This is a genomic window from Rhodoferax sp. (assembly GCF_010365055.1).
Classification (GTDB): domain Bacteria; phylum Pseudomonadota; class Gammaproteobacteria; order Burkholderiales; family Burkholderiaceae_C; genus Rhodoferax.
Genome location: NZ_JAAFHA010000050.1, coordinates 1 through 26,729, shown reverse-complemented (window position 1 = coordinate 26,729; position 26,729 = coordinate 1). Strand labels below are relative to the sequence as shown.

General features: G+C 57.5%; 16 protein-coding genes, 2 tRNA genes and 1 pseudogene. 18 read left to right on the top strand and 1 reads right to left on the bottom strand.

From position 1 onward, the window contains the following. The 18 genes and pseudogenes from tuf to GZ093_RS12245 all read left to right on the top strand — a co-directional run. Positions 1 to 125 (top strand): annotated as a pseudogene (gene tuf, locus GZ093_RS12330) (elongation factor Tu); the annotation flags it as partial. 71 nt (positions 126 to 196) lie between these two features. Then, positions 197 to 272, top strand: a tRNA-Trp gene (locus tag GZ093_RS12325). 111 nt (positions 273 to 383) lie between these two features. Then, on the top strand, positions 384 to 767 hold the full coding sequence (secE, locus tag GZ093_RS12320; protein WP_296486298.1) for a preprotein translocase subunit SecE: 384 nt from the start codon (positions 384 to 386) through the stop codon (positions 765 to 767). Next, positions 767 to 1,375: a transcription termination/antitermination protein NusG gene (nusG, locus tag GZ093_RS12315; RefSeq protein ID WP_296486297.1), complete on the top strand. Its 609-nt coding sequence runs from the start codon at positions 767 to 769 to the stop codon at positions 1,373 to 1,375. Before secE ends, nusG begins: the two co-directional genes overlap by 1 nt. A 174-nt stretch (positions 1,376 to 1,549) precedes the next feature. Further along, a complete protein-coding gene (gene rplK, locus GZ093_RS12310) occupies positions 1,550 to 1,981 on the top strand; it encodes a 50S ribosomal protein L11 (RefSeq protein WP_296486294.1) in 432 nt (143 codons plus the stop codon). Next, the gene (gene rplA / locus GZ093_RS12305) at positions 1,982 to 2,677 is read left to right on the top strand and encodes a 50S ribosomal protein L1 (protein ID WP_296486292.1); all 696 of its coding nucleotides are present in this window, start codon (positions 1,982 to 1,984) and stop codon (positions 2,675 to 2,677) included. It begins immediately after the preceding gene. A 269-nt stretch (positions 2,678 to 2,946) separates the two neighbouring features. Further along, positions 2,947 to 3,483: a 50S ribosomal protein L10 gene (gene rplJ / locus GZ093_RS12300; protein ID WP_296486291.1), complete on the top strand. Its 537-nt coding sequence runs from the start codon at positions 2,947 to 2,949 to the stop codon at positions 3,481 to 3,483. A gap of 42 nt (positions 3,484 to 3,525) precedes the next feature. Beyond that, positions 3,526 to 3,897 carry a 50S ribosomal protein L7/L12 gene (gene rplL, locus GZ093_RS12295; protein WP_296486289.1) on the top strand — a complete coding sequence of 124 codons (372 nt, stop codon included), beginning with the start codon at positions 3,526 to 3,528 and terminating at the stop codon, positions 3,895 to 3,897. A gap of 269 nt (positions 3,898 to 4,166) precedes the next feature. After that, the gene (gene rpoB / locus GZ093_RS12290) at positions 4,167 to 8,279 is read left to right on the top strand and encodes a DNA-directed RNA polymerase subunit beta (RefSeq protein ID WP_296486287.1); all 4,113 of its coding nucleotides are present in this window, start codon (positions 4,167 to 4,169) and stop codon (positions 8,277 to 8,279) included. Positions 8,280 to 8,303: 24 nt separating this feature from the next. Beyond that, positions 8,304 to 12,521 (top strand): DNA-directed RNA polymerase subunit beta', encoded by a 4,218-nt coding sequence (gene rpoC / locus GZ093_RS12285; RefSeq protein WP_296486285.1) that lies wholly within the window; start codon positions 8,304 to 8,306, stop codon positions 12,519 to 12,521. Between the two features lie 134 nt (positions 12,522 to 12,655). Beyond that, complete coding sequence (gene rsmB / locus GZ093_RS12280) at positions 12,656 to 13,981, top strand: 16S rRNA (cytosine(967)-C(5))-methyltransferase RsmB (protein WP_363260701.1); 1,326 nt, start codon at positions 12,656 to 12,658, stop codon at positions 13,979 to 13,981. Further along, positions 13,938 to 14,573 (top strand): DUF4390 domain-containing protein, encoded by a 636-nt coding sequence (locus tag GZ093_RS12275; RefSeq protein ID WP_296486281.1) that lies wholly within the window; start codon positions 13,938 to 13,940, stop codon positions 14,571 to 14,573. The genes rsmB and GZ093_RS12275 overlap by 44 nt, the downstream gene beginning before the upstream one ends. Then, complete coding sequence (locus GZ093_RS12270; protein ID WP_296486279.1) at positions 14,570 to 16,861, top strand: ATP-binding protein; 2,292 nt, start codon at positions 14,570 to 14,572, stop codon at positions 16,859 to 16,861. Before GZ093_RS12275 ends, GZ093_RS12270 begins: the two co-directional genes overlap by 4 nt. A gap of 40 nt (positions 16,862 to 16,901) precedes the next feature. Continuing rightward, complete coding sequence (locus GZ093_RS12265; protein ID WP_296486277.1) at positions 16,902 to 17,579, top strand: response regulator; 678 nt, start codon at positions 16,902 to 16,904, stop codon at positions 17,577 to 17,579. Between the two features lie 48 nt (positions 17,580 to 17,627). Continuing rightward, positions 17,628 to 17,703: transfer RNA gene (locus tag GZ093_RS12260), tRNA-Phe, on the top strand. 382 nt (positions 17,704 to 18,085) lie between these two features. Beyond that, positions 18,086 to 19,636, top strand: coding sequence for a class I SAM-dependent DNA methyltransferase (locus GZ093_RS12255; protein ID WP_296486275.1), 1,551 nt, complete (start codon positions 18,086 to 18,088; stop codon positions 19,634 to 19,636). Continuing rightward, on the top strand, positions 19,633 to 20,784 hold the full coding sequence (locus tag GZ093_RS12250) for a restriction endonuclease subunit S (RefSeq protein WP_296486273.1): 1,152 nt from the start codon (positions 19,633 to 19,635) through the stop codon (positions 20,782 to 20,784). The genes GZ093_RS12255 and GZ093_RS12250 overlap by 4 nt, the downstream gene beginning before the upstream one ends. Continuing rightward, positions 20,785 to 24,192: a DEAD/DEAH box helicase family protein gene (locus GZ093_RS12245; RefSeq protein WP_296486271.1), complete on the top strand. Its 3,408-nt coding sequence runs from the start codon at positions 20,785 to 20,787 to the stop codon at positions 24,190 to 24,192. 504 nt (positions 24,193 to 24,696) lie between these two features. Here GZ093_RS12245 and GZ093_RS12240 read toward each other — a convergent pair. Continuing rightward, positions 24,697 to 26,673: a bifunctional diguanylate cyclase/phosphodiesterase gene (locus tag GZ093_RS12240; protein WP_296486300.1), complete on the bottom strand. Its 1,977-nt coding sequence runs from the start codon at positions 26,671 to 26,673 to the stop codon at positions 24,697 to 24,699. Positions 26,674 to 26,729: the final 56 nt, after the last annotated feature.

The following is a 26,729-nucleotide window of genomic DNA, read 5'->3' as shown; positions in this document are numbered from 1 at the left end:
GCGACAACGTGTCGATCATCGTCAAGCTGATCAACCCGATCGCCATGGAAGAAGGTCTGCGTTTCGCCATTCGTGAAGGTGGCAAGACGGTCGGCGCTGGTGTGGTTGCTAAGGTTATTGCGTAACAGCCAATATGTTTGTAGGACAGCCTGCGATTGCCTGTCATGGGCCAGCGCTGTCCTCAGCCAATAAGTACAGGGGCGTAGCTCAATTGGCAGAGCGTCGGTCTCCAAAACCGAAGGTTGATGGTTCGATTCCTTCCGCCCCTGCCACCAGAATTGCACGATAAGGTGGATTCCCGGCCCGCTATGCGAATAGCGGGCTTCAGCGTTTAAAAACGACTGAATTTAATTTGATGCAGTAGACGTACGAGATTGAGAATAATGGCCACCACACAAGTTGAAACTGTCAGTACCGGCGCCGATAAGGCCAAACTTGCGACGGCCGCCGTGTTGGTTGTTGCGGCGCTTGCGGCCTATTATTTGTTTAGCAGGCAGGGGCCACTGGTGCAGTGGGGTGCTTTGCTGCTGGGTCTGGCGGCCGCGGTGGTTGTCTTCTTCATGTCTGAGCCTGGCAAAGCCCTGTACGGCTTTGGTCAAGATGCCTGGCGAGAAGTCAAGAAAGTCGTTTGGCCCGCGCGCAAAGAAGCCATTCAGATGACGGCTTACGTGTTTGGCTTTGTGCTGCTGATGGCTTTATTTCTCTGGCTGACTGACAAGACGCTGGAGTGGTTGTTTTATGACTTGATTCTGGGGTGGAAAAAATAATGACTGATGCTGCGGAAACCCCAATAACTGAAACGCCTGCGGCAGCGCAGGTTCTGGCAACTGCGCCGACCAACCCTGACTTGCGTTGGTATGTGGTTCATGCCTATTCCGGGATGGAAAAGGCGGTTGAGCGCAACATTACCGAGCGTATCAATCGCTCCGGTATGCAGGCCAAATTTGGCCGCATTCTGGTCCCCATGGAGGAAGTGGTTGAGATCAAGAACGGTCAGAAGAAAACAACTGAACGCAAGTTCTTCCCGGGCTATGTGCTGGTCGAAATGGTGATGGACGACGATACCTGGCACCTGGTCAAGCACACTAACAAGGTTACTGGCTTTGTTGGCGGCCTGAAGACTCGCCCGGCGCCGATCTCGGAGGCAGAAGTCTTGAAGATCGTGACCCAGATGCAGGAGGGTACTGAGAAGCCACGTCACAAGGTTGAATTTGAGGTGGGCGAGTTTGTGCGCGTCAAAGACGGGCCCTTTACCGATTTCAATGGCTCGGTGGAAGACGTCAACTACGAAAAGAGCAAAGTACGGGTTGCTGTTACAATTTTCGGCCGTGCGACGCCGGTTGAGCTTGATTTTTCTCAGATTGAAAAGACCTGAAGTGATATCTCACGGGGCGGACCGCAGTTGGTCAGCTCTGTCCGCAACTGAATAGTGACTTGGCGCTTCCCGACTCGGTACCAGGTTTTGTAATAGTGAGTCGTTAACCCCGGGAAGCCAGGGCCAGCTAATTTATAGCAGGACCAGGGCGTTATCACCCGCTAGGAGAAAAGCATGGCGAAAAAAATCGTCGGTTTTGTCAAACTGCAAGTACCAGCAGGCAAAGCTAATCCGTCACCACCCATTGGCCCAGCCTTGGGTCAGCGTGGCTTGAACATTATGGAATTCTGCAAGGCGTTCAACGCCCAGACCCAAGGCATTGAGCCAGGTCTGCCGTTGCCGGTGGTGATCACCGCTTTTGCAGATAAGAGTTTTACCTTCATTATCAAGTCGCCACCGTCGTCGATCTTGATCAAGAAGGCAGTTGGCTTGACGAAAGGCTCGGCCACACCGCAATCCGTCAAGGTTGGCAAGATCACTCGGGCCCAGCTTGAAGAGATCGCCAAAACCAAGATGAAAGATTTGACGGCAGCCGACATGGATGCCGCAGTTCGTACCATTGCCGGTTCTGCCCGCTCGATGGGCGTGAATGTGGAGGGTGTTTAAATGACCCAGCTCACCAAAAAACAAAAATCCTTCCAAGGTAAAGTTGACAGCAACAAGCTCTATCCCCTGGCAGACGCATTGGGTCTCGTTAAAGAGTGCGCAACGGCTAAATTCGATGAGTCTATCGACGTGGCCGTACAACTCGGTATTGACGCCAAGAAGTCGGACCAAGTGGTGCGTGGCGCCGTCGTTCTGCCCAATGGCACCGGTAAGACCAAGCGCGTGGCCGTGTTTGCTCAGGGCGCCAAAGCTGAAGAAGCCAAGGCGGCGGGCGCTGACATCGTGGGTATGGATGATCTGGCAGCCATGATCAAAGCGGGCGATATGCCGTTTGACATCGTGATTGCGGCGCCTGATGCGATGCGCGTCGTCGGTACCTTGGGACAGATTCTGGGCCCACGCGGCTTGATGCCTAACCCCAAAGTGGGGACCGTGACGCCTGACGTGGCAACGGCTGTGAAGAACGCCAAGGCCGGTCAAGTGCAGTTCCGCGTTGACAAAGCTGGCATCGTGCACTCCACCATTGGCCGCCGTTCGTTCGATACGGACAAGCTGCAAGGCAATTTGGCCGCACTGGTCGACGCTTTAACAAAAGCCAAGCCAGCTACCAGCAAGGGTGTCTATTTGAGAAAAGTGGCGGTTTCAAGCACGATGGGCGTGGGCATCCGCGTCGACCTGCAAACCATTGCCGTTTAGTTGAGAGATTCTGGCCACCCTAACGGGTGGCCTGGTGTGGTGGGCTGCTCAGGCTTATTGGTATGAGCAGGTCATCCGAGACCGTTGGCGTGCCAGCCGTGCCGGTACGGGCAAGCACTTAATCGGTAAGTTCCGGATTTTCCCGGGGCTCAAGCCAACGCAGATGGCGATCCCGCTGCAGATGGAACATGTTTCCGAAACAGTTGGTCGCTGCAATGTGGCGTGTTTGAAGGCAATTCGCTGACAAACACATTTTGAAGGAGTTGATCTTGAGTCTTAATCGCAGTGAGAAAGAAGCCGTCATCAGTGATGTGACTGGCCTCGCCGCAAAAGCTCAAACGCTCGTGATGGCGGAATACCGTGGTATCACGGTCGCTGACATGACTAAATTGCGCTCTTCCGCGCGCAGCAATGGCGTGAGTCTGAGTGTGTTGAAAAACACATTGGCTCGCCGTGCTGTCGCGGGTAGCGGATTTGAAGTTGTCTCCGATCTGATGACCGGTCCGCTGATCTATGGCTTCTCTGTAGATGCTGTGGCTGCCGCGCGAGTGGTGGCAGACTTTGCGAAGACCAACGTCAAGTTGGTGATTCGTGGGGGTGCATATGGCGGAAAAGCACTGGACGAGAACGGCGTAAAGCAACTGGCAAGCATTCCTTCCAAGGAAGTGTTGTTGGCACAGTTGTTGGGCTTGATGCAATCTCCCATTTCGCGGACGGCACGTGTGCTGGCAGCGATCGCGGAGAAAAAGGGCGCTGGTGCGACAGACGCACCGGCAGAAGCCGTCGCTGAAGCAGTTGCCGCTTAACTGCGGGCAACGCGTAGTAACCAATATTGTTAGGAAATGAAAATGGCATTTGATAAAGACGCATTTTTGACCGCGCTCGACAGCATGACGGTCATGGAACTCAACGACCTGGTGAAAGCCATCGAAGAGAAATTTGGCGTGAGCGCCGCAGCCATGTCGGCACCCGCTGCTGGTGGTGCGGTTGCCGCTGTGGCTGAAGAACAGACGGAATTCAACGTCGTCCTGTTGGAAGCCGGTGCTGCCAAGGTATCGGTCATCAAGGCTGTCCGCGAAATCACGGGCCTGGGCCTGAAGGAAGCCAAAGACATGGTTGATGGCGCTCCGAAGAACGTCAAGGAAGGCGTTTCCAAGGCTGATGCTGAGGCCGCCCTGAAGAAGTTGCTGGACGCTGGCGCCAAGGCTGAACTCAAGTAATTGAGCTTTCAAGAGAGGCTGGGCGCTCCAAAAGAGCCCCAGCCTTTGCTGCTTCTAAGAGAGCACTGACAAGCAGACTGATGGTCTGTTTGTCAGTGTCTTCTGATCCCGACTGCAGAAGATGCCTTGGTTCGGGTCACGCGCAATGTGTGACCGTCCGCCAATGATTGGTAGTGGCCAATCACCAAGAAAAATATTGAGACATTGGGGACTCAATTTAACAGTCGCCCAGGACCCCCAGAATTCCTTAGTCTTTGCCCGGAGATCTCATGGCTTATTCATACACCGAACGCAAGCGCATTCGCAAAAATTTTGGCAGTCGCGACAGCGTGCTGGAAATCCCGTACCTGTTGCAGATGCAAAAGGATGCGTACACGGCATTTCTGCAGGCCGATGTTCACCCCAAGAAACGTACAGCAGAGGGACTTCAAGCGGCTTTTGAAGCGGCCTTCCCCATCATTTCGCACAATGGCTTTGTCGAGATGAAATACCTTGAGTACAACTTGGCCAAGCCTGCTTTCGACGTGCGGGAGTGCCAGACCCGGGGTCTGACGTTTGCGTCGGCGGTTCGGGCCAAGGTTCAACTGTTCATTTATGACCGTGAATCGTCGACTTCGCAAAACAAGGTAATCAAAGAAGTCAAAGAGCAGGAGGTCTACATGGGCGAAGTGCCCCTGATGACCACCAAGGGCTCTTTTATCATCAACGGCACGGAGCGCGTGATCGTCTCCCAGTTGCACCGTTCCCCCGGCGTGTTCTTTGAACACGACAAGGGTAAAACGCACAGTTCGGGCAAGTTGTTGTTCTCGGCACGCATCATTCCTTACCGGGGCTCCTGGCTCGATTTTGAATTCGATCCGAAGGATTTCCTGTACTTCCGCGTGGATCGTCGTCGCAAAATGCCGGTCACGATTCTGCTCAAGGCCATTGGCCTGAACCACGAATCTATCTTGGCGAACTTCTTCGTCAATGACAACTTCCGTCTGATGGACAGCGGTGCACAAATGGAATTCGTGGCAGAGCGTCTGCGCGGCGAAGTGGCCCGTTTCGATATTACAGACAAGAGTGGCAAAGTGATTGTGGCCAAAGAGAAGCGCGTGACGGCCCGCCACACCCGCGAACTGGAACAGTCTGGCACCACGCACATCAGCGTGCCCGAGGATTTCCTGTTGGGTCGCGTGGTGGCACGCAATATTGTCGACGCCGATACCGGCGAGATCCTGGCCAAGGCCAACGAGGAATTGACGGAAGCGCTGATCAAGAAATTGCGCTTGGCCAACGTGCAGGATTTGCCGTGTATTTACACCAATGAACTCGATCAGGGTGCTTACATTTCGCAAACCCTGCGCAGTGATGAGACTGTGGATGAATTTGCTGCTCGTGTCGCCATCTACCGCATGATGCGCCCCGGCGAGCCGCCCACAGAGGATGCGGTGCAGGCGCTGTTCCAGCGCTTGTTCTACAACCCTGATACCTATGATCTGTCGCGGGTCGGGCGCATGAAGTTCAATGCCAAGATGGGTCGACCGGAATCGACTGGCCCCATGGTGCTGACCAACGAGGATATCCTGGCCGTCGTCAAGATTCTGGTGGATTTGCGTAACGGCCGTGGCGATGTGGATGACATTGACCACTTGGGCAACCGGCGTGTGCGCTGCGTGGGTGAATTGGCCGAAAACCAATACCGAACCGGCTTGGCGCGGATTGAAAAAGCGGTCAAGGAGCGCCTGGGTCAGGCTGAGCAAGAGCCACTGATGCCGCATGACCTGATCAACAGCAAGCCGATTTCGGCGGCCCTGAAAGAGTTCTTCGGCGCATCGCAGTTGTCGCAGTTCATGGATCAGACCAACCCCTTGTCGGAGATCACCCACAAGCGCCGCGTGTCGGCCCTTGGCCCAGGTGGTCTGACGCGCGAGCGCGCTGGCTTTGAAGTGCGTGACGTGCACGTGACCCACTATGGTCGCGTCTGCCCGATTGAAACGCCAGAAGGTCCAAACATCGGCCTGATCAATTCACTGGCGCTGTATGCGCGCCTGAACGACTATGGCTTCATTGAAACGCCTTACCGTCGTGTGGTCGATGGCAAGGTCACGATGGAAATTGACTATTTGTCGGCGATTGAAGAAGGTAAATTTGTCATTGCGCAGGCCAATGCGGTGCTGGACAAAGACGGCAAACTCACGGGTGAGATGATCTCAGCGCGTGAAGCCGGTGAAACGATTTTTGCCGGACCCGAACGTGTGCAATACATGGACGTGTCGCCGGCACAGATCGTGTCAGTGGCTGCCTCCCTGGTGCCATTCTTGGAGCACGACGATGCGAATCGCGCCTTGATGGGTGCGAATATGTCGCGTCAGGCCGTGCCGATTCTGCGTCCGGAAAAGCCCATGGTGGGCACCGGCATTGAGCGCGTTGCGGCGATTGACTCCGGCACTGTGGTGACCGCAACACGCGGTGGTGTCGTGGATTACGTGGATGCCACGCGGGTTGTGATTCGCGTCAATGACGACGAGGCACAGGCTGGTGAAGTGGGTGTGGACATTTACAACCTCATCAAATACCAGCGCTCCAATCAGAACACCAACATTCACCAGCGGCCGATTGTCAAAAAGGGCGATATGCTGGCCAAGGGTGATGTCATCGCTGACGGTGCTTCCACCGATCTGGGTGAACTGGCTTTGGGTCAGAACATGCTCATTGGTTTCATGACCTGGAACGGCTACAACTTCGAAGACTCGATCTTGATCAGCGAGCGCGTTGTCGCCGACGACCGCTATACCTCGATCCACATTGAAGAACTCGTGGTGATGGCGCGTGATACCAAACTGGGATCTGAAGAAATCACCCGTGACATTCCGAACTTGAGCGAACAACAGCTCAACCGTCTGGATGAGTCCGGCATCATCTACGTGGGCGCTGAAGTGCAACCTGGTGACACGCTGGTGGGCAAGGTGACGCCGAAGGGTGAGACCACGCTGACACCGGAAGAGAAGCTGCTGCGCGCCATTTTTGGTGAAAAAGCCAGTGACGTGAAGGACACCTCGCTGCGTGTGGACCAGGGCTCGCAAGGGACCGTGATCGATGTGCAGGTCTTTACCCGCGAGGGCATCGTGCGCGACCGCCGGGCCCAGCAAATCATTGATGACGAACTCAAGCGCTTCCGGCTTGACCTGAACGACCAACTGCGCCTAGTGGAAGCCGATTCATTTGACCGGATCCAGAAGTTGCTGATGGGCAAGATTGCCAATGGCGGTCCGCAAAAATTGGCCAAAGGGACCAAGATCGACCAAGGCTATCTGACTTCGGTTGAAAAGCACCACTGGTTTGATATTCGTCCGGCTGAAGACGATGTTGCCGCTCAGTTGGAGAGCATCAAGAACTCCATGGAACAGACACGGCATAGTTTCGACCTCGCGTTTGAAGAAAAGCGCAAGAAGTTGACGCAAGGCGATGAGTTGCCCGCAGGCGTCTTGAAGATGGTGAAGGTTTATTTGGCGGTCAAACGCCATCTGCAACCGGGCGACAAAATGGCCGGCCGTCATGGCAACAAGGGCGTGGTGTCCAAGATTGTGCCGGTCGAAGACATGCCGTTCATGGCGGACGGCACGCCGTGCGATATTGTGCTCAATCCCCTGGGCGTGCCATCACGGATGAACATTGGACAGGTGCTCGAAGTTCATCTGGGCTGGGCCGCAAAGGGTATCGGGCAACGCATTGGCGATATGTTGCAGGCTGAAGCCAAGACCGCTGAATTGCGCAAGTTCCTGGATGAACTCTACAACGGCGCTGGCCGCAAAGAAGACCTGGCTCAACTGAGTGATGACGAAGTACTGGAAATGGCCGGTAATCTGACGGAGGGCGCAACTTTTGCGACGCCGGTCTTTGATGGTGCTTCCGAAGCAGAAATCAAGGCCATGCTGCAGTTGGCTTACCCTGACGATGCCGCCAAGGCCAAGGGGCTGAATGAAACACGCACACAGGCCTATCTTTTTGACGGACGCACCGGTGACCGCTTTGAGCGGCCCACGACGATCGGTTACATGCACTATTTGAAGTTGCACCACTTGGTGGACGACAAGATGCATGCCCGCTCCACCGGACCTTACAGTCTGGTCACGCAGCAACCGTTGGGCGGCAAGGCTCAGTTCGGCGGTCAGCGTTTCGGTGAGATGGAGGTCTGGGCGCTCGAAGCGTACGGTGCTGCTTACACGCTGCAGGAAATGCTCACTGTCAAATCAGATGACGTGCAAGGCCGTACCAAGGTGTACGAGAGCATTGTCAAGGGCGAACATTCGATTGAAGCCGGCATGCCGGAATCGTTCAATGTGTTGGTCAAGGAAATTCGCTCCCTCGGTATTGATATCGAGTTGGAACGCGGCTAAACACGGACAAGAAAAGGATTTAACATGAAATCACTACTCGACCTGTTCAAGCAGTTCACGCCGGATGAGCATTTCAATGCCATCAAGATTGGCATGGCTTCTCCCGAGAAGATCCGTTCGTGGTCGTTCGGCGAAGTCAAAAAACCAGAAACCATCAACTACCGCACCTTCAAGCCAGAGCGTGACGGCCTGTTTTGCGCCAAGATTTTTGGTCCCATCAAGGACTACGAATGCCTGTGCGGCAAGTACAAGCGCCTGAAGCACCGCGGTGTGATCTGTGAGAAGTGCGGCGTTGAAGTGACGCAGACCAAAGTGCGTCGCGAGCGCATGGGTCACATTGATCTGGCAGCACCTTGTGCCCACATCTGGTTCCTGAAATCGCTGCCATCGCGTCTGGGCCTGGTGCTCGACATGACCTTGCGTGATATCGAACGCGTGCTGTACTTTGAGGCGTATGTTGTGACCGATCCGGGCATGACACCCTTGAAGAAATTCAGCATCATGTCGGAAGATGACTTTGACGCTAAATTCAAGGAATACGGCGACGAGTTTCAAGCCAAGATGGGCGCCGAAGGCATCAAGGATTTGCTGCAAAGCATTGACATCGATGGCTCAATTGAGAAGCTTCGCAACGACCCCACCGGTTCTGAGCTGAAGATCAAGAAAAACACCAAACGGCTCAAGTTGCTTGAGGCCTTCAAGAAGTCGGGCATCAAGCCCGAATGGATGGTGCTTGAAGTATTGCCGGTGTTGCCGCCGGACCTTCGACCGCTCGTTCCCCTGGACGGTGGCCGTTTCGCCACCTCCGATCTGAACGATCTGTATCGCCGCGTGATCAACCGCAACAGCCGCCTGCGTCGCCTGCTCGAATTGAAGGCGCCCGAAATCATTGCCCGCAATGAAAAGCGCATGCTGCAAGAAGCGGTGGATTCACTGCTCGACAACGGTCGTCGCGGCAAGGCCATGACCGGCGCCAACAAGCGTGCCCTCAAGTCGCTGGCCGACATGATCAAAGGAAAATCGGGGCGTTTCCGCCAGAATTTGCTGGGCAAACGGGTCGACTATTCAGGCCGCTCCGTGATCGTCGTGGGCCCCACGCTCAAGCTGCATCAGTGCGGCCTGCCCAAGCTGATGGCACTGGAATTGTTCAAGCCGTTCATCTTCGCGCGTCTCGAAGCCATGGGCGTTGCCACCACCATCAAGGCGGCCAAGAAGGAAGTTGAATCCGGCACACCGGTTGTTTGGGACATTCTTGAAGAGGTGATCAAAGAGCACCCGATCATGCTGAATCGGGCGCCGACCCTGCACCGTTTGGGCATTCAGGCCTTTGAACCGATCCTGATCGAAGGCAAGGCGATTCAACTGCACCCGCTGGTTTGCGCTGCGTTCAACGCCGACTTTGACGGTGACCAGATGGCCGTTCACGTGCCGTTGTCGGTGGAGGCGCAAGTGGAATGCCGCACGCTGATGTTGGCCTCCAACAATGTGCTGTTCCCGTCCAATGGCGAGCCGTCGATTGTGCCTTCGCAAGACGTGGTGCTGGGCTTGTACTACACCACCCGCGAACGCATCAACGGCATTGGTGAGGGCCTGATCTTTGCCGATGTCGGGGAAGTGCAACGCGCGTTTGACGGCGGTGCCGTGGAGCTGAACTCCCGCATCAATGTGCGGCTGACGGAGTACACCAAGGACAAGGAAACTGGTGAACTCGTGCCTTCAACCAAGCTCTGGGAAACCACCGCAGGTCGCGCCCTGTTGTCGGAAATCCTGCCCAAGGGTCTGCCATTTGAGAACATCAACAAGGCTCTGAAGAAAAAAGAGATTTCCAAGCTGATCAACGTGTCGTTTCGCAAATGCGGGCTCAAAGAGACCGTTGTGTTTGCCGACAAGTTGCTGCAGTATGGCTTTCGCCTCGCCACCAAGGCCGGTATCTCGATCTGCATCGATGACATGCTGGTGCCCACCGAGAAGCCCGGCATCATTGAGCATGCCGAGCAAGAGGTCAAGGAAATCGCCCATCAGTACACCTCGGGTCTGGTGACTTCGGGCGAGCGCTACAACAAGGTCGTGGACATCTGGGGCAAGGCTGGCGACGAAGTGTCCAAAGTGATGATGGCCCAGCTGTCCAAGGAAATCGTCACGGACCGCCATGGCAAGCAGGTGCAACAGGAGTCCTTCAATTCCATCTACATGATGGCGGACTCCGGCGCGCGTGGCTCACCCGCACAGATTCGCCAGGTGGCGGGCATGCGGGGTCTGATGGCCAAGCCCGATGGTTCCATCATCGAGACGCCGATCACCGCGAACTTCCGTGAAGGCCTGAACGTGCTGGAATACTTTATTTCCACCCACGGTGCGCGTAAAGGTCTTGCTGACACGGCCTTGAAGACCGCCAACTCGGGTTATCTGACGCGGCGTCTGGTTGATGTGACGCAGGATCTGGTGGTCACCGAACAAGACTGCGGCACACACGCTGGGTATCTGATGCGCGCCATCGTTGAAGGCGGTGAAGTCATTGAATCCTTGCGCGACCGAATTCTGGGTCGTACCGCAGCCGATGACATCTTGCACCCGGAAAATCGTTCCGTGCTGGCGCCCGCCGGCACCATGCTCGACGAAGACCAGATCGATGAGCTTGAAGTGGCAGGCGTTGACGAAGTCAAGGTGCGCACGGCGCTGACTTGCGAGACCCGCTTTGGCATCTGCGCCAAATGCTATGGCCGTGATCTGGGTCGCGGCGGCCTGGTCAATGGGGGTGAAGCCGTCGGCGTGATTGCCGCGCAATCCATTGGTGAACCAGGCACGCAGCTGACCATGCGGACCTTCCACATTGGTGGTGCCGCCTCTCGTGCCGCGATCGCTTCCAGCGTGGAAGCTAAGTCCAACGGCAATATCGGCTTTAACGCCACCATGCGCTATGTGACGAACGGCAAAAAGGAATTGGTGGTGATTTCCCGTTCCGGTGAAATCGTCATTCATGACGAGCATGGCCGTGAGCGTGAACGCCATAAAGTGCCCTATGGCGCCGTGTTGGCGGTGAAAGCGGATCAAACCATCAAGGCAGGCGCAATCCTGGCCAACTGGGACCCGTTGACCCGTCCGATCATTACCGAGTTTGCCGGCAAGGCTCACTTCGAGAATGTCGAAGAAGGCCTGACGGTGGCCAAACAGGTGGACGAAGTGACCGGCCTGTCCACCATGGTGGTGATCGATCCGAAGCACCGTGGTTCGGCCAAGGTCATCCGTCCAATCGTCAAATTGATTGACGCAACCGGCAACGAGGTCAAGATCCCGGGTACGGACCACTCCGTGACCATTGGCTTCCCGATCGGTGCGCTGGTGCAGGTGCGCGACGGTCAGGACGTGAGCTCCGGCGAGGTGCTGGCACGGATTCCGATTGAGGGTCAAAAAACCCGCGACATTACCGGCGGTTTGCCACGGGTTGCGGAGCTGTTCGAGGCCCGTTCACCCAAAGACAAGGGCGTTTTGGCTGAGATGACCGGTACCGTGTCCTTTGGCAAGGAAACCAAAGGCAAGATTCGCCTGCAGATCACCGATCCGGATGGCGCCGTCTGGGAAGACCTGGTGCCCAAGGAGAAGAACATCATTGTTCACGAAGGCCAAGTCGTCAACAAGGGCGAAAGCGTGGTCGACGGCCCGGCTGATCCGCAGGACATCTTGCGCCTGCTGGGCTCGGAAGAACTGGCACGCTACATTGTGGACGAAGTGCAGGATGTGTACCGCTTGCAGGGCGTGAAGATCAACGACAAACACATTGAAGTGATTGTTCGCCAGATGTTGCGTCGGGTTCTGGTTGAGAACGCGGGCGACTCCACTTACATCAACGGTGAACAAGTGGAACGCTCGGAGATTCTCAATACCAACGATGCCTTGCGCGCCGAAGGCAAGATACCGGCCAGGTTCACCAATCTGTTGCTCGGCATCACCAAGGCGTCCTTGTCGACCGACAGCTTCATCAGCGCGGCGTCCTTCCAGGAAACCACGCGCGTGTTGACGGAAGCTGCCATCATGGGCAAGCGCGACGAGTTGCGTGGCTTGAAGGAAAACGTCATTGTGGGGCGGCTGATTCCTGCCGGTACCGGCATGGCTTATCACGAAGCGCGCAAAGTGCGTGAGAACATGGACGACACCGAGCGTCGCGCCATCGCCGAGGCGGAAGCGGCTGAACTGGCAGGCCAGGCAGAGGCCACGGAGGCCAACGAAGGAGCAGCCACCGAGTAAGATCGGTATGCTATCGTAAGAATAGCGCCTCAAGCCCGTAGGACAAGGGCTTGAGGCGTTTTTCTTTATAAATTGTGATGATGTGAGACGGGAGCATGTGCTCTCATGCTGACGCAGCAGGTGCAATGTTAAAAATGGACGCAAGCGAACAAAAAACTCCCTTATGGCGCCAGTTGCAGGCGGTAGCTGCAGTTTTGCAGAATGTACGCTCCGGCATGTCGGCCACAGCCGCGCTGGAGGGCGTGATGGCCGATTTGCGGCCCGGCGTGCAGGCGCTCCTATTTCATGTGCTGCGCTCACTCGGACGCGCTGAGGCGCTGCGCCAGCTGCTGGCGCCGCGGAGCCCGCCGCCCCACGCCGATGCGCTGCTGTGCACGGCATTGGCGCTGGCGTGGTGTGACCAGGAGGCGCCTTATGAGGCGTTTACGCTGGTCAATCAGACGGTGGAAGCCGCCAAGAGAAGCGCGGCGACTCAGCCGCAGGCCCGTTTCATCAATGCCTGCCTGCGTCGATTCTTGCGTGAGCGTGACACCTTGGTGCAACTCACCGATCAGAATCCGGTGGCGCTGTGGAACCATCCCGCGTGGTGGATCAAGCGGCTCCAGAAAGACTGGCCAGGACAGTGGCAAAGCATTCTTGCGGCCAATAACCGCCACGCGCCCATGACGCTGCGGGTCAACTGCAGGCGCTCCAGCGTGTTGCTCTACCTGCAGGCCCTCAAAGAGGCCGGCTTGAACGCCAGCGCGGCGGGGAGCTCGGGCGTGACCCTGGAACAAGCCCGCCCGGTGCTGGCCCTGCCGGGCTTTGCAGAGGGGGTGTTTTCGGTGCAGGATGCGGCCGCGCAGCTGGCGGCTCCGCTGCTCGTGTCCGGCCTGACGGCGACGGGATCGCTGCAGATCCTGGATGCCTGTGCCGCCCCGGGCGGCAAGACTGCGCACCTGCTGGAGATCACCGATGGACGCGTCACGGCGTTGGATGTGGATCCCTTGCGCTGCGAGCGAATTCATCACACCCTGCAACGCCTGGGGCTGGAAGCCCGCGTGCTGGTGGCCGATGCGGCCAAGGTGTCAGCCTGGTGGGACGGTCAGCTGTTTGATGCCATTTTGCTGGACGCGCCCTGTTCTGCCTCTGGCATTGTCCGGCGACACCCGGACGTGCGCTGGTTGCGGCGCGAGTCCGACATTGCCCAACTGGTTGCGATCCAGGCCAGGCTGCTCAAGGCCCTGTGGCAGGTGCTCAAGCCGGGTGGGCGGCTCTTGTATTGCACTTGTTCCGTTTTCAGAGCGGAGGGTGAGGATCAGATCGAAACGTTTCTTGCACACAACACTGAGGCCTTTTTGCTGCCTTCGCCCGGGCATTTATTGCCCGCCAACGGGGCGAATGCCGACGCCGTCCCGGACAATCCAATCGGTGACCATGACGGCTTTTATTACGCACTGCTTGAGAAACGCACGGCTTGACTTGATCGGGCTGCTGGCCTGTACCTGTTTGGTGTGGGGTTCGGCGGGCGACGCTTGGGCGCAAACCTCGGCGGCGGAAATTTCCAGCATCAAGATCGAGCGCGCGGACGACGCGATTGTGCTTTCTGCCAATGTTCAATTCGAGCTGTCCAGGGCGGTTGAAGAGGCGCTGCTCAAAGGAGTGGCCATGATTTTCGTGGCCGAAGCCGACATTTTGCGCGAACGCTGGTACTGGACCAACAAAAAAGTTGCGCACGCTGAGCGTCATATGCGCCTGGCCTATCAGCCGCTGACCCGACGCTGGCGCCTCAATGTGTCCTCCGGTCAAATCACCCATGCCGGCTCTGGGCTCGCCCTGAATCAGACCTTCGATGCATTGCCGGACGCATTGGCGGCCGTGCAACGCTTGTCGCGCTGGAAAATTGCCGCGGTCTCTGACCTTGACCTGGAACAACGCCATCTGGTCGAATTTCGTTTCGGCCTGGATGTGTTCCAGCTGCCACGCCCGTTGCAGATTGGTACTTTGGGTCAGACCGACTGGGAAATCTCGGCGTTTTCTCGCCAGCCGCTGATGCTGGAGACGGTTCCGTGAGTAGCGCAGGTATTGGCATCGATCCCGCTGGCCGATTCTCCCTGAGGAATGCGCGCACGCTGCGTTGGACCGTCGGCGTGGGTCTGGTCGTCATGGTGGTGGTGGGCCTGGTGCTGCTGTTCCTGCTGACACAAGCCACGACCAATCGTGACATGTACGAACGCAACTACGCGCGACTCTTTGTCCTCAATGTCGTGGTGGCCAGCCTGTTGCTGCTCGTCATCGTCTGGATCGCCTACCGACTCCTCAAGCGCTTGCGGCAGGGTAAGTTTGGCAGCCGCCTGCTGGTCAAGCTGGCCGCGATTTTTGCGCTGGCCGGGTTTGCACCGGGCGTCCTGATCTACGTGGTCTCCTACCAGTTTGTGTCGCGCTCGATTGAAAGCTGGTTCGATGTCAAAGTGGAAGGGGCACTCGACGCGGGCCTCAATCTCGGCCGTGCCACGCTCGAGGCACTGTCCAATGACCTGGCCAGCAAAGCCCGCGGCGCCGCCTCGCAACTCGCCAATACACCCGATGTCAGTGCCGCCCTGCCCCTGGAGCGCGTGCGCGAACAGCTGGGTGAGAGTGATGCGCTGCTGTGGAGCGCTGGCGGGCAGCTGATTGCGGCAGCGGGCCAATCCCGCTACCAGCTCAATCCGGAGCGGCCCAGCCAGCAGCAGTTCCGCAACGCCCGTTCTCAAAAGTTCATCACCTGGATCGAGGGGCTCGATGATATGGTGCCGGGGGTTGTGGTGACTGCGCGCATCCAGGCCTTGGTTTTGGTGTCGAGCACCAGCGTGGGCCTGCTGGCGCAGCCACGCTTTCTCCAGGTGTCGCAGACATTGCCCTCCACGTTGGTGGCCAATGCGCTGGCGGTCACCCAGGCCAACCGGGAATACCAAGAGCGGGCGCTGGCGCGCGAGGGGCTGCGTCGCATGTACATTGGTACCTTGACGCTGAGTCTGTTTCTGGCTGTGTTCGGTGCTGTGCTGTTGGCCGTTGTGCTGGGCAATCAGATTGCGCGCCCACTGCTCCTGCTGGCCGCCGGTGTGAGCCAAGTGGCGGCGGGCGATCTGACGCCCAAGATGCGGCTGCACGGGCGCGACGAACTCGATGGTTTGACCCGATCCTTTGCCGATATGACACAACAACTCTCAGAGGCACGACAGGCAGTTCAAGCCAGCATGCAGCAGGTGAACGCAGCGCGTGCCAATCTGCAAACCATCCTCGACAACCTCACGGCTGGCGTGATCGTGCTTGATGCACAAGGTGTCATTGTGTCGTCCAATCCGGGTGCGGCACGCATTCTGCGGGTGCCCCTGGCGGCCTACGAGGGCCAGCGCTTAGCCGACATTGAGGGGCTGCAAACATTTGGTGCCAGCGTTCAGACGCAGTTTGATTTATTTCTGGCAGCGCACAGTGAGCCGGGGCTGGATCATTGGCAGCAGTCCTTCGAACTTGGCAACGGCGCGACCAACCTGGCCGGACGGCAACCCACTAATGCAATTATATTGGTAGCACGTGGCGCTTCTCTGCCGGGGGCTGCAAGGCTTTTGGTCTTTGATGATATCTCTGAGATCGTATCTGCGCAACGGGCCCAAGCATGGGGTGAGGTGGCCCGCCGATTGGCGCATGAGATCAAAAATCCCCTGACCCCGATCCAGTTGTCAGCCGAACGACTGGAGATGAAGTTGACCGGCAAGATCGCCCCGCCGGAGCAGGCGCTGCTGACCAAGTCAGTCAAAACCATCGTCACGCAGGTCGACGCCATGAAGCGACTGGTTAACGAGTTCCGCGACTATGCACGGCTGCCCGCGGCCGAACTCAAGCCGATTGATTTGAATGCGCTAGTGACTGACGTGTTGCAGCTGTATGCCAGTGAGACCTCGCTCGTGCCCGTGCAGATGGAACTTGATCCAGGCGCACCATGCGTTATGGGCGATTCGCAGCAGCTGCGACAAGTGATGCATAACCTGTTGCAGAACGCGCAGGACGCCACAGAGTCGGCTGGCCATACCGATCCTGGGCACCCGGTCATCATCAAGACCCAGTGGCTTGAGAACGTCGGTCTCGTTCGCTTGAGCGTCCTTGACTGTGGCACCGGATTTCCGGACAGCATTCTGAAACGCGCGTTCGAGCCCTACGTCACGACCAAGCCCAAGGGCACTGGGTTGGGCCTGGCGGTGGTCAAGAAAATTGCGGATGAGCATGGCGCCCGCGTGGAGATTGCCAACCGGGTTGCGGACGGCCAGACGCTGGGTGCGCAAGTGTCGTTATCATTCGCTACAGAGAATGTCGCGCTGGGCTAGCCGGGCGACTCTTGCACATTCCCAAGGAACTCGCGAAATCATGGCAAACATTCTGGTGGTTGACGACGAACTCGGCATCCGCGATCTGTTGTGGGAAATCCTGAACGACGAGGGGCATAGCGTCGAAGTGGCCGAAAACGCGGCGCAGGCCCGGGCGGCGCGTTTGCGTGAGCGCCCTGATCTGGTGCTGCTCGACATCTGGATGCCCGACACCGATGGCGTCACGCTGCTCAAGGAGTGGTCCGCCGCCGGCGCCCTCACCATGCCGGTCATCATGATGAGTGGGCACGCCACCATTGACACGGCCGTGGAGGCCACCAAGATCGGTGCACTGGCATTTTTGGAAAAGCCGATTACGCTGCAAAAGTTGCTCAAAGCGGTCGAGCAGGGCCTGGCGCGCGGCGCGATTCGCAAGGCGGTGGTGCCCCTCATGGCGGTGCCGGTCTTGCCGCTGGCCGATGTTGCCACCGTGGCCGGGTCATTCGTCGTTGTCGCGGCAGATGCGTTGCCGCCATCGCAGCAGAGCTTCATGCTCGACAAGCCCTTGCGGGAGTCGCGCGACGAATTTGAAAAAGCTTACTTTGAATACCATCTGGGCAAAGAGAACGGCTCCATGACCCGGGTGGCAGAAAAGACCGGGCTTGAGAGAACCCACCTCTATCGCAAGTTGAAGCAACTGGGCGTTGATTTGACCCGCGGTAAACGCAACGCAGCTTGATCCGCGAGCTCCGAAGACGCTCGGAGATACTGCTATAATTTGCCGCTTGGCCTGGTAGCTCAGTCGGTAGAGCAGAGGATTGAAAATCCTTGTGTCGGTGGTTCGATTCCGCCCCGGGCCACCAGTCATAAAGCCTTATGGCTATTAGAAACCCTGCTATCAAAAAATAGTGGGGTTTTTTCTTTTTGGGGATTCATGTAGCCACCATGTAGCCACCAGTACATCGTTTTGTACCGTGCAGCGAGCGCAACTGTGTGGATATCCTCGCCTACTCCTTCAGGATGTCCATACCGAAAACCGCGCCGAGCCGCCCCGCAAGGGGCCGCTGGTTGGTCACGAAGCCGCTGCTGTCGTCACAAAGACCCCGGCCAGCCAGCGTGAGGAAGGTGCCAACCTGAGTTTCCCGACTAGGTACGCAAAAGCGGCGTCAAATCTCTGTAGCATCGGACGATGCGAAAAGCTTCCGACTTGGGAGCTCGAATAAAAAGATTTCAGGGACCGCACACATGCTCACAGGCGAACTACGCAGCCAAATCGACGCCATCTGGAATTCATTCTGGTCAGGCGGCATCTCCAACCCGATGGAGGTGATGGAGCAAATCACTTACCTGCTGTTCCTGCGCCGCCTGGACGACCTGCACACGCTGGAGGAAAACAAGTCGGTGCGTCTGAGTCAGCCGATGGAGCGGCGCACCTTCCCGGAAGGCCCGGATGCAAAGGGGCGCGACTACAACGACCTGCGCTGGTCGCGCTTCAAGAACTTTTCCCCGGCCGAGATGTACACGGTGGTGGGCGAGCATGTGTTCCCGTTCCTGCGCACCATGGGCGGCGATGGCTCGACCTATGCGCAGCACATGAAGGACGCCCGCTTCACCATCCCGACAGCCGCGCTGCTGGCCAAGGTGGTCGACCTGCTGGACCACATCCCGATGGAGGACCGCGACACCAAAGGCGACCTCTATGAATACATGCTCAGCAAGATTGCCAGCGCCGGGCAGAACGGCCAGTTCCGCACGCCGCGCCACATCATCCAACTCATGGTGGAGTTGACTGCGCCGACCGCCAAAGACGTGATTTGTGACCCGGCCAGCGGCACCTGCGGCTTTCTGGTGGCCGCCGGTGAGTACCTGCGCGACAAGCACCCGGAAATACTGCGCGACCCGCTTGCCCGTGAGCACTTTCACCACGGCATGTTTCATGGCTACGACTTTGACAACACCATGCTGCGCATTGGCAGCATGAACATGGCGCTGCACGGCGTTGACAACCCCGACATTCGCTACAAGGACTCGCTGGCGCAGGACCACGCCGGTGACGAGGAAAAATACTCGCTGATTCTGGCCAATCCCCCCTTCGCGGGCTCGCTGGACTACGAGAACACGGCCAAGGACCTGCTGGCCATCGTCAAGACCAAGAAGACCGAGCTGCTGTTTCTGGCGCTGTTCCTGCGCTTGCTCAAGCCCGGTGGCCGGGCGGCGGTCATCGTGCCCGACGGCGTGTTGTTTGGTTCGTCCAAGGCGCACAAAGAGCTGCGCCGCATGCTGGTGGAGGACCAGAAGCTTGACGCTGTCATTTCGCTGCCATCGGGGGCTTTCAAACCCTATGCCGGGGTCTCGACCGCCATCCTGCTGTTCACCAAGACCAACTCGGGCGGCACCGACAAGGTCTGGTTCTATGACATGAAGGCTGATGGCTGGAGCCTGGACGACAAGCGCCAGCCGCTGTTGTCTGAGGATAAATTGGGCCTGCAGCCATTGAAGGATGGGCGCAGCCAGCTATCAGAAGCTGAGCACGCCAAAAACAACCTGCCGGATGTGCTGGCGCGCTGGGGCCAGCGGGACGACGCGGAACTTGAGCGCGACCGCACCGACCAGAGTTTCTGCGTGCCCAAGGGCGACATCGTCGGCAATGACTACGACCTGTCCATCAACCGTTACAAGGAAGTGGTGCATGCGGTGAGCGAGCATCTGCCACCGAAGGAGATTTTGGCGAAGCTGGCAGTACTTGAGCTTGAGATTCAGGCGGGGATGAAAGAGCTTGAGGGGATGCTCAATTGAGTTACCCATTGCAACCGCTGTCGTCACTTGGGGTTATTCAGACTGGGTCCACTCCGCTCACCTCGAAAAACGAATACTGGGGTGGTGATATTCCATTCGTCACCCCAGGTGATTTAGACCAAATCTTGCCGGTTGAAACTACGCCAAGAACGCTGTCCGATGAGGGCGCTCAGCAATCGAGAATGTTGCAAAAAGGCTCGGTAATGGTTTGCTGCATTGGTTCTCTTGGAAAAATTGGAATAGCGGGAAGGACAGTCGTCACCAATCAGCAAATTAACTCGGTTGAGTTTGACCAGAAAAAAATATGGCCTAAATTTGGCTTCTATGCATGCAAGAGACTGAAGCCCCAACTTCTAACAATGGCTCCGGCGACGACTATCGCCATTGTTAGTAAGTCAAAATTTGGGCACCTCGAAATACCAGTTCCACCCCTGTCCGAACAGCGCCGCATCGCCGCCATCCTGGACCAAGCCGATGCGCTCAGAGTTAAGCGCCGGGAAGCCTTGGCGCAACTGGACAGCCTCACGCAGTCGATTTTCATTGAAATGTTTGGGGACCCGGTGATAAATCCGATGAAGTGGCCCATCAAAAAATTTGGCGATGTCGGCTCATTGGATAGAGGTGTATCGAAGCACCGCCCCCGCAATGCTCCTGAGCTACTTGGCGGAGCGCATCCACTTGTTCAGACCGGAGAAATTGCAAACTGCGATGGCTACGTTAGAAGTCACAACTCCAGCTATTCTGAATTTGGATTGCGTCAAAGCAAACTTTGGCCGAAGGGAACCTTGTGCATCACTATCGCGGCGAATATTGCCAAAACCGGAATTTTGACGTTCGATGCTTGTTTTCCTGATAGCGTTGTTGGGTTTAAGGCCGAAAAACCCGAGACAGTTGAGTTTGTGCGTGTGTGGCTTTCTTTTCTACAACAAGCGTTGGAAGCAGCCGCACCTGAATCAGCACAAAAAAATATCAACTTGGCAATTCTGCGGGCTCTCAATATCCCGTTACCCCCAATCTCGCTGCAGCAAGCATTTGCAGAGCGGGTCACTTCAACAGAATCTCTCCGAGGCACTCATCGAGTTGCATTAACCGAACTCGACACCCTGTTTGCCTCCCTCCAACACCGCGCCTTCCGAGGCGAACTGTAAATGAGCAACTTCGCCTTCCTCCAGTCTGAATGGTCCACCCTTTTTGGCGCGGCCAGCAAGGCCGAAGGGATGGCGAACACGGATGCCCGGACCTCCTGCTTCTACGCCCGGCGCACCCTGGAGCTGGCGGTGGACTGGCTCTACAAGCATGACCCGGCCTTGCGCTTGCCCTACCAGGACCACCTGAGCGCGCTGATTCACGAGCCCAGCTTTCGGGCCACCGTGGGCGATGCGGTGTTCACCAAAGCCAAGCTCATCAAGGACCTGGGCAACTTGGCGGTGCACAGCACCCGCGCCATCCTGCCGCTCGATGCCGTCACGGCCACGCGCGAGCTGTTCCATGTTTGCTACTGGCTGGCCCGCACCTACGGTCAACGGGTGCGGCCCGCGCCCGACCTGCGCTTTAACCCGGCCATGCTGCCAACCGCTGTCGCCGCAGTGCCAACGCCACCCCAGTCGATTGACCAGCTCCAGAAGCTGGCAACGCAACTGCAGGAGCGCGACGAAAAGCTCAGCGTGCTGCTGGCCGACAAAGCAGCGCTGGACGATGAACTCAAGCAACTGCGTGCGGACGTGGCCGCCGCCAAGAAGGCCAACACGGCTCAGCCCGACACCCACGATTACTCCGAAGCCCAGACCCGCGACTACTTCATTGACCTGCTGCTCAAGGAAGCGGGTTGGGCGCTCGATGCCAAGAACTTTGAAATCGAAGTCAGCGGCATGCCCAACAGCCAGGGAAAAGGTTTTGTGGACTACGTGCTGTGGGGCGATGACGGCAAGCCCTTGGCACTGGTGGAAGCCAAGCGCACCCGCAAGGACGCCAACGTGGGCCAGCAACAGGCCAAGCTCTATGCCGACTGCCTGCAAGCCCAATACGGCCAGCGCCCCATCATTTTCTATTCCAACGGGTATGAGCATTGGATTTGGGACGATGCCAGCTACCCGCCGCGTGCTGTGCAGGGCTTTTTCAAGAAGGCGGAGCTCGACCTCTTGATTCAACGCCGCACCAGCCGCAAGAAGCTGGCCGAGGCCGTCATCAACGCCGCCATCATTGAACGCTATTACCAAAACCGGGCGGTGCGCCGGATTGGCGAAACCTTTGAAGTCGACAACCAGCGCAAGGCGCTGCTGGTGATGGCCACCGGCTCGGGCAAGACCCGCACCGTCATCGCCCTGGCCGATGTGCTGATGCGCTGCAACTGGGCCAAGCGCATCCTGTTCCTGGCTGACCGCGTAGCGCTGGTCAAGCAGGCGGTCAATGCCTTCAAGACACACCTGCCCGACTCATCCCCGGTCAACCTGGTCACCGAGAAAAACACCGAAGGCCGGGTGTATGTCTCAACCTACCCGACCATGATGGGCCTGATTGACGATGCGGCCGATGGCCAGCGCCGTTTCGGTGTCGGGCATTTTGACCTCATCATCATCGACGAGGCCCATCGCTCGGTCTATCAGAAGTACCGCGCCATTTTTGACTACTTTGATTGCCTGCTGGTGGGCCTGACCGCTACACCGAAGGATGAGATTGACCACAACACCTACGGGCTGTTTGACCTGGAAAGCGGCGTGCCGACCGATGTCTATGCGCTCGACGATGCCGTGGCCGAGGGCTATCTGGTGCCGCCCAAGGCTATCTCGGTGCCGCTCAAGTTTCAGCGCGAGGGCATCAAGTACGCGGAGCTGACCGAGGAAGAAAAAGAGCGCTGGGATGCTATTGAGTGGACCGAGGACGGCACGGTGCCCGATGCGGTCGATTCAGCGGCGCTCAACAAGTGGCTGTTCAACACCGACACGGTGGACAAGGTGCTCGAACACCTGATGACCCGGGGCGAGAAGGTGGCTGGCGGCGACCGCCTGGGCAAAACCATCGTGTTCGCCAAGAACAACGCCCATGCCGATTTCATTGCCCAACGCTTCAACGTCAACTACCCGCACTACAAGGGCGCGTTCGCGCGCGTGGTGACTTACAAGACGGAGTATGCGCAGAGCCTGATTGATGACTTTTCCATCAAGGACAAGGTGCCGCACATCGCCATATCGGTGGACATGCTCGATACCGGCATCGACGTGCCCGAGGTGGTCAATCTGGTTTTCTTCAAAATCATCCGCTCCAAAACCAAGTTCTGGCAGATGGTCGGCCGAGGCACCCGCCTGTGCCTCGATTTATATGGCCCCGGGCAGCACAAGCAGTTCTTCAACGTCTTTGACTACTGCCAGAACCTCGAATTCTTCAGCCAGGACCTACCCGCAACCGATGGCGCGACCAGCGAGTCACTCAGCACCAGGCTGTTCAAGGCGCGCTTGACGATGATTGCCGAGCTGGACCGCCGCATTGACACGGGTTGCAAGGCGGCGGAAGGCCGGGCCGCTTACGGCGACCAACGCACTGATGAACAGTTGCGCGCTGAACTGGCGGGCTTGCTGCACCAGCGGGTAGCGGCGATGAACCTGGACAACTTTGTGGTGCGGCCACGGCGCAAGTCGGTGGAGCGCTTTGCCAAGCTGGCATCGTGGCACACGCTCGACGGCGACAGCCTGACCGAGTTGGGCCTGCATGTGTCGGGCCTGCCGACCGAATTGACCGATGACGACGAAGATGCCAAGCGTTTTGACATGCTGGTACTGCGCACGCAGCTCGCCATCCTGCAGGCCAAGCCTGACTTCGACGCCTTGCGCGCGTCGATGCAAGCCATTGCCAGCGCCCTGGAAGGACAGGAAGCTATTCCCGCCATCAAGACGCAGATGGTGTTGATTCAGTCGGTGGCCGGTGACGAATGGTGGGAAGGCGTCACCATTGCCATGCTGGAGGACGCGCGCAAGAAACTGCGGGCACTGGTCAAGCTGATTGAGAAGGGCAAGAAGCCGGTCATCTATACCGATTTTGAGGATGAGCTGGGTGACATGACCACGGTTGTGCTGCCAGGGGTCGGCACGGGCATGAATCTGGCGAAGTTCAAGGACAAGGCCAGGCAGTTCCTGCGCGCGCATGACAGCCACCTGTCGCTGCAGCGCCTGCGCCGCAACCAACCGCTCACACCGTCCGACCTGCAGGAACTGGGGCGCATGCTGGTGGCGGCCGGTGGGTCAGCCGAGGTCATCGAGCAAGCCACCGAGCAAAGCCATGGTTTGGGCATCTTCATCCGCTCCTTGGTGGGTCTGGACCGGGAGACCGCCACAGCGGCGTTCAGTCAATTCGTTGTCGGCACCACCGCCACCGCCAGCCAACTGGAATTCATTGACCTCATCGTGCAGTACCTGACCGAGAACGGGGTCATGGATGCGGCCCGGCTCTACGAGTCGCCTTTCACCGACATCAGCCAGCAAGGGCCAGAGGCGCTGTTTTTGCCGGCCAAGGTGACGGAGATGGTGCGGGTACTCGATGAAATACGCGAGCGGGCTGTGGCCTGACTTTGGACGCGCTGGTGGCCTGCGTTAACTCTTGGTTCGTCATCAGCTCGCGCGCGCGCATACCGCTCCGAAAACCCCGCGCTTTTTTGGCAACATCTTGGCGAACGTTGTTGCCATCTCGTAGGCCCACTTACCGGCACCATTTGCTGCGTCTTGCTGATTTTTGCTGCATTGGCGCGGGTGCAAAAATATCAAAAAAACTCAAATGAAAAACCTGACAAAACCTGACAAAACCTTGGGGTTGCGTATTCCACTCAAGTCAGCCACCAATAATGCCAAGTGCACTGCCACCTGTTCCATCGGTAAGACCGCCACCAATTCCGGAGCTACCCAGCCACAATTTCGATGAATTTGGGGAAATTCAGTGCCGGCTTGTGCACTAAGCGGGTGTTCCCGGTCTGGCCGCAGTGGTCAGGAACGGGCCCCTTGCTGTCGCTGGACTTGGTGCAAGGCAGTCGTTCAAAATGACTTGGTCAAGCATGAGGGGTGGCACCAGAAAATCAATCAGTGGGCTTGGTGGAGCCTGACCTGATTGCGCCCATTGCCTTTTGCATGGTACATGGAAAAGTCGGCGTGCTTGGACAGAGACAGCTCATCTTCACCATGCTGCGGGTAGAGCGCAATGCCCACGCAGCATGAAATGCGCACGCTGTGACCGGCCACGACAAACGGTTGCTCCAGACTCGCGCGGATTTTTTCAGCCACGGTCAAGGCTTCGTTCTCCCCAGCCACATTGCGCAGCAGCACGACAAACTCGTCACCCCCGATGCGCGCGACGGTGTCGGAATCCCTTACACAGGCAACCATGCGCTGCGCCACTTCTTTCAGCAGCAAGTCACCCACCGGATGACCAAACTGGTCGTTCACTGGCTTGAACATGTCCAGGTCAATGGACATCAACGCGAGGCTGCACCTGTCGCGCAAAGCGCTGGACAGCGCGTTCTGCAACCGGTCTGAAAACAGTGCCCGGTTCGCCAGACCCGTCAGGATGTCATGCTGGGCCAGGTGTTCTATGCCCTCTTGAGCCGCCTTGCGTTCGGTGATGTCGAGAATGAAGCCGCTCCACGTTGACGGCTCACCAGTTGCAGTGGAACTGGGTTTTGATTCCGTATGGAGCCATTTCAGTTCACCTTGCGGAGTCACGATTCTGTGTTCGATGACAAGCCCGATTCCGGTTTTATTGGCTCTGTTGTCCTCGTCGCGTACGAGTTGCCGGTCATCTTCGTGAACAAGGCTCCAGAATTTATTGGAGTCGGCGATGATTTCTTCGGCGTCGACGCCGAAGATTTCCTTGCTTCGATGGTTCATGTAGGTGAAACGATTGCTGCCATCGGGGTTGAGCACGTAGTCATACAAGACTGTGGGAACTGTTTCGGCCATTCGCTCAAATCGCTCACTGCTTTTCCGCAGTGATTCTTCGCTCCGTTTGCGCTCGGTGATGTCCTGAATTGTTCCAATCAGTGAAACGACTTTGCCGTCAGGACCATAGGCGAGTTCCCCCATGCCACTGACCCATCTGGTCTCGCCATCCGACTTGCGAACGATTCTGTATTCCTTGTTGAACGGCTTTCGCTTACCAAGGACTTCTTCACTCAAGTATTGACCCATCATCTCGGCGTCCTGCGGATGTGCGAGGTCTTGCCACCCTTGTACGTTCCTAGAGAAGTCTTTGCCTATGCCAAAAATCCTGTCGAGTTCTTCTGACGATTTCCAGAGGCCCGACATCACATCAAGTTTATAAGAACCGATGGATGCGATTCGCTGGCTCTCCCTCAAAAAGAATTCGCTCTCTTTGAGTACCTTTTTTGCGTGATTACGTTCGGTGATGTCACGGGAAGAGAAGAACAGCACGCGCTCGCCGTTCAGTTCAAGAGCCTGACCAGTGACTTCAACGTCACACAGGCTGCCGTCTTTGCGTCGATGTCTCGTTTCAAAGGTCAAGATGTCGCGCGTATCAAGCTGCTCCTGTAGCTTCTGCTTCAACTCATCAGGAGATAAGTGTGCATCCCATAAAACAACGTTTGCGCCGATGAGTTCCTCTCTTTTGTAGCCGAGCACCTTGCAAAAGGCTATGTTCACATCGAGTGCATTGCCCTCGCTATCGAGAATGTGAATCCCGTCACTGCCATTCTGCAGAAGCAGCGTGTTTCTCCGGCCGTCACGCGCCAAGGCTCCTTCGGCCTGCTTGCGCACGGTAATGTCCCAGATGATGCCGTTCATCCTCACCGGGCGGCCCTTGTCGTCGCGAACCAGTTCGCCGCGGGCGGTGAGGTGATGGATGCTCCCGTCCGGCCAGACTGCGCGGTACTCCGGTTCGTACGGCACGTCCTGCTCGGCGGCGCGGGTCAGTGCTGCCTTGAGCGTCTGCCGGTCATCGGGATGCACGGCAGCGAAGATTGCCTCCTCGGCCCCGGTGAAGGTCGCGGGGTCGATGCCGAGGAGATGGCAGGTCTGGGCATCGAAACACCATTTGTTCTCGATGAGGTTCCACTGTCATTCGCCCATGCGAGCGCCCGTCAAGGCAAGGCAAGGCGCAG

Excerpts from the sequence above, each read along its gene's own strand:
- secE (WP_296486298.1), top strand. The coding sequence starts at position 384 with ATGGCCACCACACAAGTTGAAACTGTCAGTACCGGCGCCGATAAGGCC.
- nusG (WP_296486297.1), top strand. The coding sequence starts at position 767 with ATGACTGATGCTGCGGAAACCCCAATAACTGAAACGCCTGCGGCAGCG.
- rplK (WP_296486294.1), top strand. The coding sequence starts at position 1,550 with ATGGCGAAAAAAATCGTCGGTTTTGTCAAACTGCAAGTACCAGCAGGC.
- rplA (WP_296486292.1), top strand. The coding sequence starts at position 1,982 with ATGACCCAGCTCACCAAAAAACAAAAATCCTTCCAAGGTAAAGTTGAC.
- rplL (WP_296486289.1), top strand. The coding sequence starts at position 3,526 with ATGGCATTTGATAAAGACGCATTTTTGACCGCGCTCGACAGCATGACG.
- rpoB (WP_296486287.1), top strand. The coding sequence starts at position 4,167 with ATGGCTTATTCATACACCGAACGCAAGCGCATTCGCAAAAATTTTGGC.
- rpoC (WP_296486285.1), top strand. The coding sequence starts at position 8,304 with ATGAAATCACTACTCGACCTGTTCAAGCAGTTCACGCCGGATGAGCAT.
- rsmB (WP_363260701.1), top strand. The coding sequence starts at position 12,656 with ATGGACGCAAGCGAACAAAAAACTCCCTTATGGCGCCAGTTGCAGGCG.
- GZ093_RS12275 (WP_296486281.1), top strand. The coding sequence starts at position 13,938 with ATGACGGCTTTTATTACGCACTGCTTGAGAAACGCACGGCTTGACTTG.
- GZ093_RS12265 (WP_296486277.1), top strand. The coding sequence starts at position 16,902 with ATGGCAAACATTCTGGTGGTTGACGACGAACTCGGCATCCGCGATCTG.
- GZ093_RS12255 (WP_296486275.1), top strand. The coding sequence starts at position 18,086 with ATGCTCACAGGCGAACTACGCAGCCAAATCGACGCCATCTGGAATTCA.
- GZ093_RS12245 (WP_296486271.1), top strand. The coding sequence starts at position 20,785 with ATGAGCAACTTCGCCTTCCTCCAGTCTGAATGGTCCACCCTTTTTGGC.